13 protein-coding genes are annotated in these 14,301 nt (G+C 75.2%); 8 read left to right on the top strand and 5 right to left on the bottom strand.

The window, feature by feature from the left end; translation table 11 throughout:
* The first annotated feature begins 83 nt into the window (after positions 1 to 83).
* Positions 84 to 941 carry a lysophospholipid acyltransferase family protein gene (locus ACN27B_RS06530; RefSeq protein WP_091576911.1) on the top strand — a complete coding sequence of 286 codons (858 nt, stop codon included), beginning with the start codon at positions 84 to 86 and terminating at the stop codon, positions 939 to 941.
* 21 nt (positions 942 to 962) lie between these two features.
* On the opposite strand, the gene ACN27B_RS06525 is transcribed toward ACN27B_RS06530, so the two are convergent.
* The 3 genes from ACN27B_RS06525 to ACN27B_RS06515 form a co-directional block, all read right to left on the bottom strand.
* The gene (locus ACN27B_RS06525; RefSeq protein ID WP_355519949.1) at positions 963 to 1,838 is read right to left on the bottom strand and encodes an HAD family hydrolase; all 876 of its coding nucleotides are present in this window, start codon (positions 1,836 to 1,838) and stop codon (positions 963 to 965) included.
* 111 nt (positions 1,839 to 1,949) lie between these two features.
* Complete coding sequence (locus ACN27B_RS06520; protein ID WP_422743919.1) at positions 1,950 to 2,810, bottom strand: DUF5667 domain-containing protein; 861 nt, start codon at positions 2,808 to 2,810, stop codon at positions 1,950 to 1,952.
* Between the two features lie 291 nt (positions 2,811 to 3,101).
* On the bottom strand, positions 3,102 to 4,076 hold the full coding sequence (locus ACN27B_RS06515; RefSeq protein ID WP_099163551.1) for an ECF subfamily RNA polymerase sigma factor, BldN family: 975 nt from the start codon (positions 4,074 to 4,076) through the stop codon (positions 3,102 to 3,104).
* 560 nt (positions 4,077 to 4,636) lie between these two features.
* On the opposite strand from ACN27B_RS06515, the gene ACN27B_RS06510 reads away from it, so the two are divergent.
* The 3 genes from ACN27B_RS06510 to ACN27B_RS06500 are packed head-to-tail and all read left to right on the top strand — an operon-like array spanning position 4,637 to position 7,174.
* Positions 4,637 to 6,265, top strand: a complete 1,629-nt coding sequence (locus tag ACN27B_RS06510; RefSeq protein WP_422743917.1) for an AMP-binding protein — start codon at positions 4,637 to 4,639, stop codon at positions 6,263 to 6,265.
* A complete protein-coding gene (locus ACN27B_RS06505; RefSeq protein WP_091569385.1) occupies positions 6,255 to 6,509 on the top strand; it encodes a glutaredoxin family protein in 255 nt (84 codons plus the stop codon). The genes ACN27B_RS06510 and ACN27B_RS06505 overlap by 11 nt, the downstream gene beginning before the upstream one ends.
* Positions 6,510 to 6,523: 14 nt before the next feature.
* On the top strand, positions 6,524 to 7,174 hold the full coding sequence (locus ACN27B_RS06500; protein WP_099163553.1) for an HAD family hydrolase: 651 nt from the start codon (positions 6,524 to 6,526) through the stop codon (positions 7,172 to 7,174).
* A 9-nt stretch (positions 7,175 to 7,183) separates the two neighbouring features.
* Here ACN27B_RS06500 and ACN27B_RS06495 read toward each other — a convergent pair whose 3' ends face one another.
* Both ACN27B_RS06495 and ACN27B_RS06490 read right to left on the bottom strand, forming a co-directional pair.
* Positions 7,184 to 7,840 (bottom strand): LuxR C-terminal-related transcriptional regulator, encoded by a 657-nt coding sequence (locus ACN27B_RS06495; protein WP_099164900.1) that lies wholly within the window; start codon positions 7,838 to 7,840, stop codon positions 7,184 to 7,186.
* A gap of 80 nt (positions 7,841 to 7,920) precedes the next feature.
* Positions 7,921 to 9,225: a sensor histidine kinase gene (locus ACN27B_RS06490; protein ID WP_422743914.1), complete on the bottom strand. Its 1,305-nt coding sequence runs from the start codon at positions 9,223 to 9,225 to the stop codon at positions 7,921 to 7,923.
* Positions 9,226 to 9,614: 389 nt separating this feature from the next.
* On the opposite strand from ACN27B_RS06490, the gene ACN27B_RS06485 reads away from it, so the two are divergent.
* Genes ACN27B_RS06485 through ACN27B_RS06470 form a run of 4 tightly spaced genes read left to right on the top strand, consistent with a single transcriptional unit; the run spans position 9,615 to position 14,297 of the window.
* Positions 9,615 to 10,385 carry a redox-sensing transcriptional repressor Rex gene (locus tag ACN27B_RS06485; RefSeq protein ID WP_099163555.1) on the top strand — a complete coding sequence of 257 codons (771 nt, stop codon included), beginning with the start codon at positions 9,615 to 9,617 and terminating at the stop codon, positions 10,383 to 10,385.
* A complete protein-coding gene (locus ACN27B_RS06480) occupies positions 10,382 to 11,755 on the top strand; it encodes a glutamyl-tRNA reductase (protein ID WP_099163556.1) in 1,374 nt (457 codons plus the stop codon). The genes ACN27B_RS06485 and ACN27B_RS06480 overlap by 4 nt, the downstream gene beginning before the upstream one ends.
* Positions 11,752 to 12,720 carry a hydroxymethylbilane synthase gene (gene hemC, locus ACN27B_RS06475; protein WP_099163557.1) on the top strand — a complete coding sequence of 323 codons (969 nt, stop codon included), beginning with the start codon at positions 11,752 to 11,754 and terminating at the stop codon, positions 12,718 to 12,720. The genes ACN27B_RS06480 and hemC overlap by 4 nt, the downstream gene beginning before the upstream one ends.
* Positions 12,717 to 14,297 carry a uroporphyrinogen-III synthase gene (locus ACN27B_RS06470; RefSeq protein ID WP_091569409.1) on the top strand — a complete coding sequence of 527 codons (1,581 nt, stop codon included), beginning with the start codon at positions 12,717 to 12,719 and terminating at the stop codon, positions 14,295 to 14,297. Before hemC ends, ACN27B_RS06470 begins: the two co-directional genes overlap by 4 nt.
* Positions 14,298 to 14,301: the final 4 nt, after the last annotated feature.

Raw genomic sequence — 14,301 nt, 5'->3', positions numbered from 1 at the left:
AGGCGGTGGCGGACGGGACCGAATCCGGTACGGCCGGCCCCGGAACCGGGGCGGCCCGGCCGGCGACGCCGCCGGGACCGGCCGTGGCCGACCGGCCGGGGGACCACTGGGACCGCAGGGTCGCCCAGGGGCTCGCGTTCCTGCGTCGCCGGCTCTCCGGTGACTACGAGGTGGACGAGTTCGGCTTCGACCCCGACCTCACCGACGCGGTCTTCCATCCGCTGGTCCGGCTGCTCTACCGGGACTGGTTCCGCACCGAGGTCGGCGGCGTGGAGCACGTGCCGGCCGACGGCGCCGGCCTGGTTGTCGGCAACCACTCCGGCACCGTGGCGCTGGACGCGCTGGTGCTCTCCGCCGCGCTGCACGACCGGCACCCGCAGCGCCGCTACCTGCGGCTGCTCGGCGCCGACCTGGTCTTCCGGATGCCGGTGGTCTCCGAGCTCGCCCGCAAGACCGGCGGCACGGTGGCCTGCAACCCGGACGCGGAACGGCTGCTCGGCAACGGCGAGCTGGTCGGCGTGTTCCCGGAGGGCTTCAAGGGGGTCGGCAAGCTCTACGCCGACCGCTACAAGCTCCAGCGGTTCGGCCGGGGCGGCTTCGTCTCCGCCGCGCTGCGCACCGGCACGCCGATCGTGCCGGTCGCGATCGTCGGCGGCGAGGAGATCTATCCGATGCTCGCCGACATCAAGCCGCTCGCCCGGCTGCTCAAGTTGCCCTACTTCCCGGTGACGCCGACCTTCCCCTGGCTGGGGCCGCTGGGCATGGTGCCGCTGCCGAGCAAGTGGCTGATCGAGTTCTGTCCGCCGATCCCGACCGCGCACCTGCGCGACTCGGCGGACGACCCGCTGGTCGTGTTCAACCTCGCCGACCAGGTGCGGGAGACCATCCAGCAGACGCTGCACAAGCTGCTCGAACGCCGCCCCGACCCGTTCGGCCCCTGACCGGGGGCCGGGCCCGCCGCGTCAGGCGCGCTGGCGGCGGCGGTGCAGCGCCAGCCCGGCGCTGACCGCGCCGGCGAGCAGCCCGGCGGCGGCGGTCGACGGCACGGCGATGCGTGCGGCCCGGCGGCCGGTGCGGAAGTCGCGGACGTCCCAGCCCCGTTCACGGGCCTGGCGCAGCAGCGCGGCGTCCGGGTTGACCGCCACCGCGCGGCCCACGGCCGAGAGCATCGGCAGGTCGTTCGACGAGTCGCTGTAGGCGGCACAGCGGGCCAGGTCGAGCCCTTCCACGGCGGCCAGCTGGGTGACCGCCTCCGCCTTCGCCGGGCCGTGCATCAGGTCGCCGACCAACCGGCCGGTGTACGCACCGTCGACCACCTCGGCCACCGTGCCGATCGCACCGGTCAGGCCGAGCCGGGCGGCGATCACCCGGCCGATCTCCACCGGGGCGGCGCTGACCAGCCAGACCCGCTCACCCGCGTCGAGGTGCCGCTGGGCCAGCCGGTGCGTGCCGGCCCAGATGCGCGGCGCCATCAGCTCGTCGAAGATCTCCTCGGTGAGGCGCTCGACGTCGTCGACCCGCCAGCCCTGCACGAAGGCGAGGGCCGCCTCCTTGGCCTGGGTCATGTCGCCGGCGTGCTCGGTGGCGAGCAGCCGGAACCGGGCCTGCTGCCAGGCGAACCGGGCCAGGTCGCCGGCGGTGAAGTAGTTGCGGGCGGCCAGGCCACGGGCGAACCAGTAGATCGAGGCGCCCCGCATCATCGTGTTGTCGACGTCGAAGAAGGCGGCGGCCGTCGGGTCGGGGGTGACCGTGGTCGCGGGCGCCGCCGGGGTCTCCGACCAGCCGGCGGTGTGCCCGTGGGCGTCGGTGCTGACCGTCACCTTGCGGCTCCCGGCCACGGCGACCTCCCTGCCTCGACGACCACGTACGCGCTCCGCGTCGAGCGTATCCGGCACGTCGTGACGGCCGGGTGTCCGCCGGGAGAAGTGTGGCGTGATCGGCGGCCGCGCTCAGCGGTCGCCGGGGCAGGCGGCCGGGGCCGGCCCGAGCGCGTCGCTGGCCGCCGGCGCGGGCAGCCCGCAGGCGATGGCCTCGCGCAGCGCGTCGGCGCGCTTGCCGGCCGCGTCGAGCAGGGCGAGCGAACGGCGGGTGCGGTCCCGGTCGGCGTGGTCGGGCCGGTCGAGCAGGCCACTGACCACCCGGCGCTGGCCGGCGAGGAAGGTGTCCACCGCGTCCAGCGCGGTCGGGTCGGACCGCTGGGCGGCGACCGTGGTGAGCAGGCGTACGCCCTGGCGGGTGTCGGTGTCCATGTCGTCCAGGACGGCGCTGAAGCCGAGCCGGTCGTCGCGGACCGAGGCGGCCTCGTCGAGCCGGGTCCGGGCGAAGTCGAGGAAGAGCTGGCCCCGGCTGATGTCCGAGCTGGCCAGCGCGAGCTGGGCGCGCTCGGTGGAGCGCTTCATGCCGTAGAGGGCGTCGCCGGGCAGCGCGTTCTCGCTGGCGGCGGAGATGCCGGAGAGGGCGACCGCGCCGGCGGCCACGCCGACCAGGATCGCGCCCCGGGCCCGCGCCCGGCGGCCGGTGATCGCCGGCAGCAGCGCGCCGCGCAGGCTGCCGGCCGTGCCCGCCTTGGCCGGAGCCGTCACGCCCTCGCGCTCGGCGGTGGCCACCAGCATCGCGCGCAGGCCGGTGCGGAACTCGGGATCCACCTCGACGGTGGGCCGTTCGGCGGTGACCCGCCGGCTCACCTCGACGAGCGCGGTGAGTTCACCGTCGGCCCGGGACCGGACGTGGTGCCGGCGTCCGCCGTTGGCCTCGTCGAGGAGTTGCGCGAAGCGCTCGGCTCGCCGACGGGAGAAGAGGTCGCTGTCCACCGCGGGCACCCCCTCTCGCTGGTCACGGCCGGACGGCCGTCGTCGTCACCAGCGACCGGTGGCAGCGTGCGGCCGAGGGCCGACCGGACGGCCGACCTGACCCGCCGGACCGGGTGGCCCGGGGGACGCCGGGACAACCACTGGTCGCACCCGGAGAAACGGTTCGCGCCGGTCGCCGGTTACGGCCCGATCGGCGGCGATATCACCGGGTGTGATCGCTGCCGGGGGACCGGTCGGGCACGCGACACCGCCCGGCGTCTGCGCCGGTGGGGTGGACGGGCTCGGAGCGGGTCAGGCCTGGAAACCGTCGGGCAGCAGCCGGGCCAGCGCCCGCACCGCCCGATACTGCAGGGCCTTGATGGCCCCCTCGTTCTTGCCCATGGCGCGGGCCGTCTCGGCCACCGAGAAGCCCTGGAGGAACCGGAGCACGATGCACTCCTGCTGCTCCGGGTTGAGCTGCTTGACGGCGGTGAGCAGGGCGACGTTGGTGATGTGCTCGACCACCGCCGCCTCCGGGCTGCCCTCCGGCCCGCGGTCCTCCCGGTCGGCGTCGAGGACGTCACCGGTGGTCACCTCCAGCCGGTAGCGTCCGGACTTGAAGTGGTCGGCGACCAGGTTGCGGGCGATGGTGACCAGCCAGGCGCCCAGGTCGCGGCCCTGCCAGGTGAAGCTGCCGATCCGCTTGAGCGCCCGCAGGAACGTGTCGGAGGTGAGGTCCTCGGCGAGCTGGCGGTTGCCGACCCGGAAGTAAACGAACCGGAAGACGGTGTCGACGTACCGATCGTAGATCAGGCCGAACGCCTCGGACTCGCCGGCCTGGGCCCGTTCGACGAGCGTCCAGACCTCGGTGGCCGGGTCGGACGGGTCGGGGCGGCTCGGGAAGCCGGTGGCCGTCGTGGCGGCCGGGACCGCGGGCAGCACCGCGGTGTCACCGGCGGCCACCGCCGGCAGCACGGCGGTCTCGGCGGCGGACGGTTCGCCGGTGGTGGGCGCCTCGCCGCGCCGGGCCTGGGCCGGCGGCATGGCTGGTCGGACCGGCGCGTTCAGCCGGCCGGCGGCCGGCTTGGCGTTGCCGCCGGGCAGCGCGGGTCTCGGCGGCGCCTCGTTGGCGTGGTGGGCGCGGCTGCGGACCCGCCGCGCCTCGCTCCGCACCGCGAGCAGGCCGTCGGCGCCGCGCGTGGCGGGCTCGGCGCGCTCGTTGAGCGGGTTCCGCTGGGTGGGGCCGGTCACCCCGGCCGGCCGGTCCGCGTAACCGAAGGTGGTCACCGCGCCTCCCCGGTCCGGGTGGACAGCGACCGCGCGGGGCGCCACGGGGGCGCCGCGGGACCGGGTACGCCCCGGTCGGGCGCGGTCGGTCCGGGACGTGCCGGCGGGCGGCAGATCCCCTTGAGGTGCTGGTCCAATGCGCTCACGGGCACGGGGGCCTCCTCGGGCTGAGGGGTGTCGACTCACGGCAAATGGGGTGAGCCGACCCGAGTGATGATAGGGCCAACGTCACCCACGCGTGGCAAGTCCGTTACACAGAGCGGAAGTATTTCCCGCCGGGTCGCACTCCTGGCGGACCGGTTGTCCGTCGTGTGTGGTTGACTTTCGCGCCGGGAGCTGGTCCGGAGTGGAAAGTCCTGGTCGGAGCCGATTTTCTTTTCACTCGGCGTGTCGCGGGAGCGGCTCGGACGGGTCGCTCCCGGCTGCCCGCGCCGCACCGGTGGAGATCCTCATCCCGCACATGGGATTCCCGCCAGGTCGCATGTGCGGTCCCGTGCAACGGACCCGGGCCGGCGTCCGGGCATGGCCCGGCGGTCCCGGCTGTGCCAGACTCAGCCACCGTGCAGGACGCCGCCGACAGCTCCGCGCCGAACCTCGCCGACCGGCTCCGCCGGGCCGCCGCCGACCGGGGTGACCGGGTCGCGCTGCACTGGCGCGACCGGACGGTGACCTGGTCCGAGCTGGACCGCGCGGTCACCGCCACCGCTCACGCGCTGCGCACCGGCACGGCCCCATCCACCGGGGAGTCGCACCCGCCCCGGGTGGCGGTCGCGTTCGGCAACACCCCCGACTTCGTCGTCACCTACCTGGCCGTGCTCCGCGCCGGCCTGGTCGCCGTGCCGGTCAACCCCACGCTGACCGCGCGCGAGCTGCGACACGTGCTCGTCGACTCCGGCGCCGCCGTGCTGGTCGGCGCCGCCGAGGTGACCGCCCGGGTGGACGCCGCCGAACTGCCCGCGCTGCGCGCGGTGCACACCGCCCCGCCGGTCGGCGACCACGACGCCGTCACGCCGTTCCCGATCCGCGGCGGCGACGACCTCGCCGTCCTGCTCTACACCTCGGGCACCGAGGGACGACCCAAGGGCGCGATGCTGTCGCACCGGGCGCTGGCCGCCAACCACGCCCAGGTCGACCGGATCGAGCCGCCCGTGGTGGGGCCCGACGACACCGTGCTGCTCGCCCTGCCGCTGTTCCACGCGTACGGGCTGAACTCCGGGCTCGGGGCCGTGGTGCACCACGGCGCGACCGGGGTGCTGGTCGACGAGCCCGGCCCGGACGGCGCGCGGGACCAGATCGCCCGGCACCGGGTCAGCGTGCTGGTCGGCGTACCGTCGATGTTCCTGACCTGGGCCGACGCGCCGGGTGACGCGGCCGAGGCGCTGGCCTCGGTGCGCGTCGCGGTGTGCGGCGCCGCGCCGCTGCCGCCGGCGGTCGGCGCGCGCTTCACCGAGCTGACCGGGCACCCGGTGCACGTGGGCTACGGCCTCACCGAGACCGCCCCGGTGCTCACCTCGACGCTGGTCGGCGGCGAGCCGAAACCCGGCTCGATCGGCCGGCCGCTACCCGGCGTCGAGCTGCGCCTGGTCGGCTCCGACGGCACCGAGCTGTGGCGCGACGGGGTGCCCGCGGCCGAGGCCGACGACGACGGGATGGACCTCACCGACGACCCGACCGGCACCGACCCCGGGCAGATCGTGGTGCGCGGCGCGAACCTGTTCGCCGGCTACTGGCCGGACGGGCGGGGCGGACCGGACCCGGACGGCTGGTGGGCCACCGGCGACGTGGCCTACGCCGACGGCGACGGCGACCTGTTCCTGGTCGACCGGCTCGGCGAGCTGATCCTGGTCAACGGCTTCAACGTCTACCCGCACGAGGTCGAGCTGGTGCTCCAGGCGCACCCCGGGGTGGCCGAGTCGGCCGTCCTGGGGGTGCCGCACCCGCGGACCGGCGAGACTGTCCGGGCGTACGTGGTGCGCTCGGCCGGCCCGCCCGTCCCGGCCGAGGAGCTGCTCGCCCACTGCGCGCGTAACCTGGCCCGGTTCAAGTGCCCGACCGCCGTCGAGTTCGTCGACCGCCTGCCGTACTCGGCGATCGGGAAGGTGCGCAAGACCGAGCTGCGCCCGGCGCCCGCGGTGCCGGCACCGGCGCGACCGCCCGAGACCCGCACGGAGGTATCCGATGTCCAGTGACGCGAGGCTCATCCTGATCACCCGGCCCGGCTGCCACCTCTGCGACGACGCGAAGGCGGCGCTGGACCGGGTGGTGGCCGTCACCGGCGACCGGTGGGTGGAGAAGGACGTGACCGGCGACGTCGAGCTGGAACGCGACTACGGCGACCGGCTGCCGGTGGTGCTGCTCGACGGCAAGGAGCACGGCTACTGGCGGGTCGAGGAGGACCGGCTCCTGCGGGACCTGACCACCCCGCAGCTCTGATCTATCGTGCTCGGGTGACGGGAACACGACGCCACCTGGTGTGGGACTGGAACGGCACGCTCCTCGACGACCTCGACCTGGTGGTGCGCGCCACGAACGTGGCGTTCGCCAGCGCCGGCGGCCCGGCGGTCAGCGCGCGGGAGCACCGGGTCCGGTTCCGCCGGCCGATCGCCGACTACTACGCCGAGATGCTCGGCCGGGCGGTGGACGCCGAGGCGTTCGGCGCGCTCGACCGGATCTTCCACGACGCGTACCGGGCGGGGCTGACCAGCTGCGCGCTGGCCGCCGACGCCACCGCCGCGATCGCCGCCTGGCCGGGCAGCCAGTCGCTGCTGTCCATGTGGTTCCACGACGAGCTGGTGCCGACCGTGCACACGTACGGGCTGACCCCGCACTTCGACCGGGTGGACGGGCTGCGCGCGGCGGTCGGCGGCGGCCCGAAGGCGGAGTGGCTGGAGAAGCACCTGGCCGAGCTGGGGCTGGCCGGTCACGAGGTGGTGCTGATCGGCGACTCGCTGGACGACGCCGACGCGGCCCTCTCGGTCGGCGGCGCCGCGGTCCTCTACACCGGCGGCCTCTCCGACCCGGCGGTGCTGCGGGCCAGCGGCCACCCCACCGCCGACACCCTCACCGAGGCGGTCACCCGGGCCCGCACCCTCCCCTGACCGGGGCGGTCAGGCGCGGAGGTGGGCCAGGACGGCCAGCACGCGGCGGTGGTGGGTCGTCGCGTCGGGCGGCAGGTCGAGCTTGGTGAAGATGTTGCGCACGTGCTTCTCCACCGCGCCGTCGCTGACCACCAGGACGCGGGCGATCGCGGTGTTCGAGCGCCCCTCGGCCATCAGCGCCAGCACCTCCCGCTCACGCGGGGTCAGCGCCGCCAGCGGGTCGTCGCGCCGCCGCCGCACCAGGAGCTGGCTGATCACCTCCGGGTCGAGCACGGTGCCGCCGGTCGCCACCCGGGCCAGCGCGTCCAGGAACTCGTCGATCGCGGCCACCCGGTCCTTGAGCAGGTAGCCGATCCCGCCGCCGGCGCCGCCCGCGGTGTCCAGCAGGTCGTCGGCGTACGACACCTCGACGTACTGGGAGAGCACCAGGATCGGCGTGCCCGGCACCCGGCGGCGGGCCTCCACCGCCGCGCGCAGCCCCTCGTCGGTGTGCGACGGCGGCATCCGCACGTCCACCACCGAGATGTCCGGACGGTGCGTGACCACCGCCTCGACCAGGGCGTCCCCGTCGCCGACGGCGGCCACCACCTCGTGCCCGCACTCGGTCAGCAGCCGGATGAGCCCCTCCCGGAGCAGTACGGCGTCGTCCGCGATCACCACCCGCATGGGTCCGGTGTCTATCACGTCCGGGTCCCACGGCGTGGCCTCCGGCCGCCCCGCAGCGCCGTCCACCGGCCCGGGGGACGTCACCGCGGCAGCTCCGCGTGGACCCGCGTCGGTCCGCCGCTCGGGCTGGCCACCTCCAGCGTGCCGCCGGCCGCCCGGACCCGGTCGGCGATGCCGCTGAGCCCGTGCCCCTTGGCCAGGTGGGCGCCGCCGACCCCGTCGTCGGTGACGGTGATCTCCAGCCGGCCCACCTTCCGGGCCACCTCCACCCGGCACGCCTCCGCCCGGCTGTGCTTGGCGACGTTGGTCAACGCCTCGGCCACCACGAAGTAGGCGGCGCTCTCCAGCCCGGGGTCCAGCCGACCGGCGGCGGTGCCCAGGTCGTCGTCGACCAGCAGTTCGGTCGGCACCAGCGCCCGGGCGGCGAGCGCGGCGAGCGCGCTGGGCAGCCCCCGGTCGACCAGGATCGGCGGCGCGATGCCCCGGGAGAGGGCGCGCAGCTCGTCGAGCGTCTCCCGGGTCTGGGCGACCGCCTCGTCCAGGGTGCGGCGGGCCGCCTCGGGGTCGGCGGCCAGTTGGTGGCGGGCCCGGCCCAGGTCCATGGCGAGCCGGACCAGGCGCTGCTGCGGCCCGTCGTGGATGTCGCGCTCCAGCCGGCGCAGCGCGGACGCCTCGGCCGAGGCGGCGGCCCGCTTCTGCTCCTCCAGCGTGACGATCCGCTGGCGCATCTCGGCCACGCCGGTGAGCAGCGAGTACGCCAGGCCGCCCTGGATCCGGGCGCAGGCCCGGGCCACGAGCGGAAGGGTGAGGAGCGCGAACAGGCCGATCGCGGTGTTCAGGGCGATCCGCGCGTCGGCGCCGTCCCCCATCCCGAGGAGCTGGCTGAGGTCCTGGTCGCCGGGCCCGCGCGGGATCGCCCAGTCGTACGCGCCGTAGAGCGAGCCGGTCAGCGCCAGCGCCCACCACACCACCAGCACCACGAACGTGGGCAGGGTCACCACCAGCCGCAGGAACGCGTGCAGCAGGTCGAGCCAGGACTGCGGGTCCCGCATCGGGGTGAACACCCGGCGCCAGAACCGGGCACCGCGCGGGGGCGTCACGTAGGCCGGCCGGACCCGCGGTCGGCCGAGCACGCCGGGGAGCCGGAGCCGTTCCAGGTCGGCCAGCCCGCGCGCCGCGTAGAGCACGCCGGCGAGGACGGGCAGGCCCAGCGTGGTGACCAGCAGGCCGGCGCTGAGTGAGATCCCCGCCACGGCGAGCACGAAGCCGACCAGCGCCAGCGGGAGGCTGAAGAGCACGTAGCCGGAGTCGCGCGCGAGCCGGTGGAACAGGCCCCGGACGGGCGACGAGGGGGCGGGCGCGGTGGCCAACGGTGCGGCGGTCATGGTCCGAGGCTATGGGCGCGGAGGCGGCCGACCCATCCCGTGCGCCGCCCTTTCCGGGGTGGGGTTCTCCCTACCCGGACGTGAGACGCGCCTCGCCACGCCGGTCACGGAGCGCTACCGGGCGCGTGCGATTGGTCAGAGAAGTCTGGATTGAGCAATAATCGCCACGCGCCGCCCATGCAGCGCGATTGATCGATCTTGTGGGAATGGAGGAGCAGGTGAAGGCGCGTCGCGAGTCAGCAAGATCGCGATTTGTGCACCTCTTCACAAGCGCCTACTCTGTAGTTCCGACGCGCCCTGCTAGCACAGCCGGCAACATCGGTCGCCAGCGGGAGTCCCGAAACGACCGGCCCCCGTCGCTGGTCGAGGATCGCACCGCACGGAGTCTCATGAGCCAGCACCGTCAACCAGGCGCGCCCGGTCGCACCGGTGCCGTACCGGCGCTTCCGGACCTGCCCGAGGCAACCGTGTCCCGGCTCCCGGAATACCTGCGCGCGCTGCACGCGCTCGCCGACGCCGGCCACGAGACGGTGTCCAGCGAGGGCCTGGCCAACGCCGCCGGCGTCAACTCCGCCAAGCTCCGCAAGGACCTGTCCCACCTCGGCTCCTACGGCACCCGCGGCGTCGGCTACGACGTGGCGCTGCTGATCGACCAGATCGAGTCCGTCCTGGGGCTCACCCAGTGCCGCGCGGTGGCGCTGGTCGGCGTGGGTAATCTCGGTCACGCCCTGGCCGGCTACGACGGCTTCGCCAACCGCGGCTTCCGCATCGCCGCGCTCCTCGACGCCGACGCCTCGCGGGTCGGCGAGCAGATCAACGGCCTGGTCGTCCGGCACGTCGACGAGCTGTCCCGGGTCGTGGCCGAGGAGTCGATCTCGATCGGCGTGATCGCCACCCCGGCGCCGGCCGCCCAGGCCGTCGCCGACGAACTGGTCGCCGTCGGCGTGACGAGCATCCTCAACTTCGCGCCGTGCGTACTCTCGGTCCCGGACGGGGTCGACGTGCGCAAGGTCGACCTCGCGATCGAGCTGCAGATCCTGTCCTTCCACGAGCACCGCAAGGCGTCGCTGACCGCGCTGCCCGCCACCGGCGGGCCCGGCCTGGCCGCCCTGCCGGGCGGGCTCGCGGCCACCGACACCCAGGAGGCGATCGGCACGTGAAACTGCTCGTCGTCGGCGCGTCCTACCGCACCGCCCCGGTCGCCACCCTGGAACAGCTGGCCGTCCCGCCCGCGGACCTCACCCGCACGCTGGACCGGCTGGTCGCCCAGCCGTACGTGGCCGAGGCCGCCCTGGTCTCCACCTGCAACCGGGTCGAGGTCTACGCCGCCGTCTCCGGCTTCCACGGCGGGCTCGGCGACATCTGCGCGGTCCTGGCCGAGCAGGCCGGTTGCCCGCCGGCGGCGCTCGCCCCCCACCTCTACGTGCACTACGACGCCGCCGCCGTGGACCACGTGTTCCGGGTCGCCGCCGGGCTGGACTCGATGGTGGTCGGCGAGGCGCAGATCCTCGGCCAGCTCCGTGACGCCTACCACTCGGCCACCGGCGCGGACACCGCCGGCCGCCTGCTGCACGAGCTGATGCAGCAGGCGCTGCGGGTCGGCAAGCGCGCGCACGCCGAGACCAACATCGACCGCGCCGGGCAGAGCGTGGTCACCGCCGCCCTCGACCTCGCCGCCGACCTGCTCGACGGCGACCTGACCGGGCGACCCGCCATGGTGGTCGGCGCCGGGGCGATGGGCTCGCTGGGCGTGGCCACCCTCTCCCGGCAGGGCGCCGGCCCGCTCACCGTCACCAACCGCGGCGCCGCCCGCGCGGTCCGGCTCGCCGAGTCGTACGGCGCGACCGCCGTGCCGATGGCCGAGCTGGTCGAGGCGCTCGCCACGGTGGACGTCGTGGTCGCCGCCACCGCCGCCACCGAGCCGGTGCTCACCCGGGACGTGGTGACCCGGGCGCTGTCCCGCCGGGACACCGACCGGGGCCCGCTGGTCCTGCTCGACCTGGCCGTCCCGCGCGACGTCGAGGCCGGCGTCGCCGAACTGCCCGGCGTCGAGGTGATCGACATCGACCGGATGGCGGCGATCCTCGCCGACGGGCCGGCCGCCGCCGACGCCGCCGAGGTGACCCGGATCGTCACCGGCGAGGTCGAGGCGTTCCTGAGCTGGCTGCGCGGCGCCGACGTGGCCCCGACCGTGGCCGCCCTGCGCGGCCGGGCCGACGACGTGGTCACCGCCGAGCTGCGCCGGCTCGGTCAGCGCCGCCCCGACCTCAGCGACGACCAGCGCGCCGAGGTGGCCCGCACCGTGCACCGGGTCGTGCAGCGGCTGCTGCACCAGCCGACCGTCCGGGTCCGCCAGCTCGCCGCCGAGCCCGGCGGCGACCAGTACGCGGCCCTGCTGCGTGAGCTGTTCGACCTGGAAGTACCGCAGACGTCCCCGGTCGACACCGTCCCCGACGTGGTCGCCACCGACCTCGACGGCCGCTCGTCGTTCGACGCGGCCGACGTTCCGCCCACCGGAGGTGCGCGATGACCGCCCCCCTGCGCCTCGGCACCCGGGGCAGCACCCTGGCGATGGCCCAGTCCGGCCACGTGGCCGAGGCCCTCACCGCGGCCACCGGCCGCCCGGTCGAGCTGGTCGAGGTGGTGACCGCCGGCGACCGCTCCTCCGCCCCGGTGCACCGGCTCGGTGTCGGCGTCTTCGTCTCCGCGCTGCGCGACGCGCTGACCGCCCGGGAGATCGACTTCGCGGTCCACTCGTACAAGGACCTGCCCACCGCGGCGGCGCCCGGCCTGCACGTCGCGGCGGTGCCGCCCCGGCAGGACCCGCGCGACGCGCTCGTCGCCACGGACGGCCGTACGCTCGCCGAGCTGCCGCCCGGCGCGCGGATCGGCACCGGCGCGCTGCGCCGGATCGCCCAGCTGCACGCGCTGGGCATGCAGTTCGAGGTCACCCCGATCCGGGGCAACATCGACACCCGGCTCGGCCGGGTGCTCGGCCCGGACGCCGACCTCGACGCCGTCGTGCTGGCCCGGGCCGGGCTCACCCGGATCGGGCGCGCCGACGTCATCACCGAGACGCTCGACCCGATGCTGATGCTGCCCGCGCCCGCCCAGGGCGCGCTGGCGGTGGAGTGCCGGGCCGACGACCAGGACCTGGTCGAGCTGCTCGCGCTGCTCGACCACGCGCCGTCCCGCGCCGCGATCACCGCGGAGCGGGCGCTGCTGGCCACCCTGGAGGCCGGGTGCAGCGCACCGGTGGCCGCCTACGGCGAACTCGCCGAGGGTGAGACCGGTGAGGAGATCTACCTGCGCGGTGCGGTGATCAGCCCGGACGGTACCCGTGACCTCCGGCTGTCCCGCACCGGAACGCCCGCCGACGCGGCGGAGATCGGCAAGGCACTCGCCGCCGAACTCCTCGAACTCGGCGCCGACTCGATCCTCGGCCAAGAAGGACACACCGGCCCGGGGACCCAGCAACTTGGGAGCACAGAATGACCCGCACCCGTAAGCCCGTAGGCCGGATCGCTTTCGTCGGGGCCGGCCCCGGCGACCCGGGCCTGCTGACCCGCCGGGCGCTCGACGCCCTGGTCGAGGCCGACCACGTGGTGTACGACCGGGGAGTCCCCGAGTCGCTGCTGACCCACGTCCGCGCCCAGGCCAGGTCCGACGCCGAGTTCAGCCCCGCCGAGGGCGTGCCCGGGGACGTGGCGAAGGTGCTGATCTCCGCGGCCCGGTCCGGCCAGAACGCCGTGCACCTGGTGGCCGGTGACCCGTTCGGCCACGACTCGGTGGTCAAGGAGGTGCAGGCGGTGGCGCGCACCGCCGCCCACTTCGAGGTGGTGCCGGGCGTCGGCCAGGCCGAGGGCGTCGCCACCTACGCGGGTGTCCCGCTGCCGGGCGTACGCACCGCCGCCGACGTCGAGGACGTCACCACGCTGGACTTCGACGCGCTCGCCGCGGCCGTGGGCCGGGGCTCGCTGGCGCTCGCCGTGGACGCCGGTGACCTCGCCGCCGTCCGGGACGGGCTGCTGGCGGCCGGCATCGACGGCACCACCCCGGTCGGCGTGACCGGGGACGGCACCGGCGAGACGCAGTACACCACCACGTCGAGCGTCGACTCCTTCGTCGCGGCGGCGCTCGGCTTCACCGGCCGGGTGGTGCTCACCGTCGGCGCGGGCGTCACCGACCGCGACAAGCTGAGCTGGTGGGAGAACCGGCCGCTGTACGGCTGGAAGGTGCTGGTGCCCCGCACCAAGGAGCAGGCCGGCGCGATGAGCGCGCGGCTGCGCGCGTACGGGGCGATCCCGTGCGAGGTGCCGACCATCGCGGTCGAGCCGCCGCGCACCCCGGCCCAGATGGAGCGGGCGGTCAAGGGCCTGGTCGACGGCCGCTACGCCTGGGTGATCTTCACCTCGGTGAACGCGGTGCGGGCGGTCTGGGAGAAGTTCGGCGAGCACGGCCTGGACGCCCGGCACTTCGGCGGCGTCAAGATCGCCTGCATCGGTGAGGCGACCGCCGACGCGGTCCGCGCGTTCGGCATCCAGCCGGAGCTGGTCCCCGCCGGGGAGCAGTCCTCCGAGGGCCTGCTGGCCGAGTTCTCGCCGCACGACGAGATCCTCGACCCGGTCGGCCGGGTGCTGCTCCCGCGCGCCGACATCGCCACCGAGACCCTCGCGGCCGGCCTCACCGAGCGCGGCTGGGAGGTCGACGACGTGACCGCGTACCGGACCGTGCGGGCGGCGCCGCCGCCGGCCGAGATCCGCGACGCGATCAAGTCGGGCGGGTTCGACGCGGTGCTCTTCACCTCGTCCTCCACGGTGCGGAACCTGGTCGGCATCGCCGGGAAGCCGCACGCGCGTACCGTTGTTGCCGTGATCGGGCCCAAGACGGCGGAGACCGCGACGGAGTTCGGCCTGCGGGTCGACGTCCAGCCGCCGCACGCCTCGGTTCCCGACCTGGTGGAGGCGCTCGCCGCCTACGCCGTCGAGCTGCGCGAGAAGCTCGCCGCCATGCCGGCGAAGCAGCGCCGCGGCTCGAAGGTGCAGGGCCCGACCGCCCTGAGGTTCCGCTGACAGG

The organism is Micromonospora sp. WMMD754 (genome assembly GCF_049315235.1).
GTDB classification, from domain to species: domain Bacteria; phylum Actinomycetota; class Actinomycetes; order Mycobacteriales; family Micromonosporaceae; genus Micromonospora; species Micromonospora sediminicola.
Note: the sequence above shows the minus strand (reverse complement) of the source record. Positions and strands in the feature narration are given on the sequence as shown.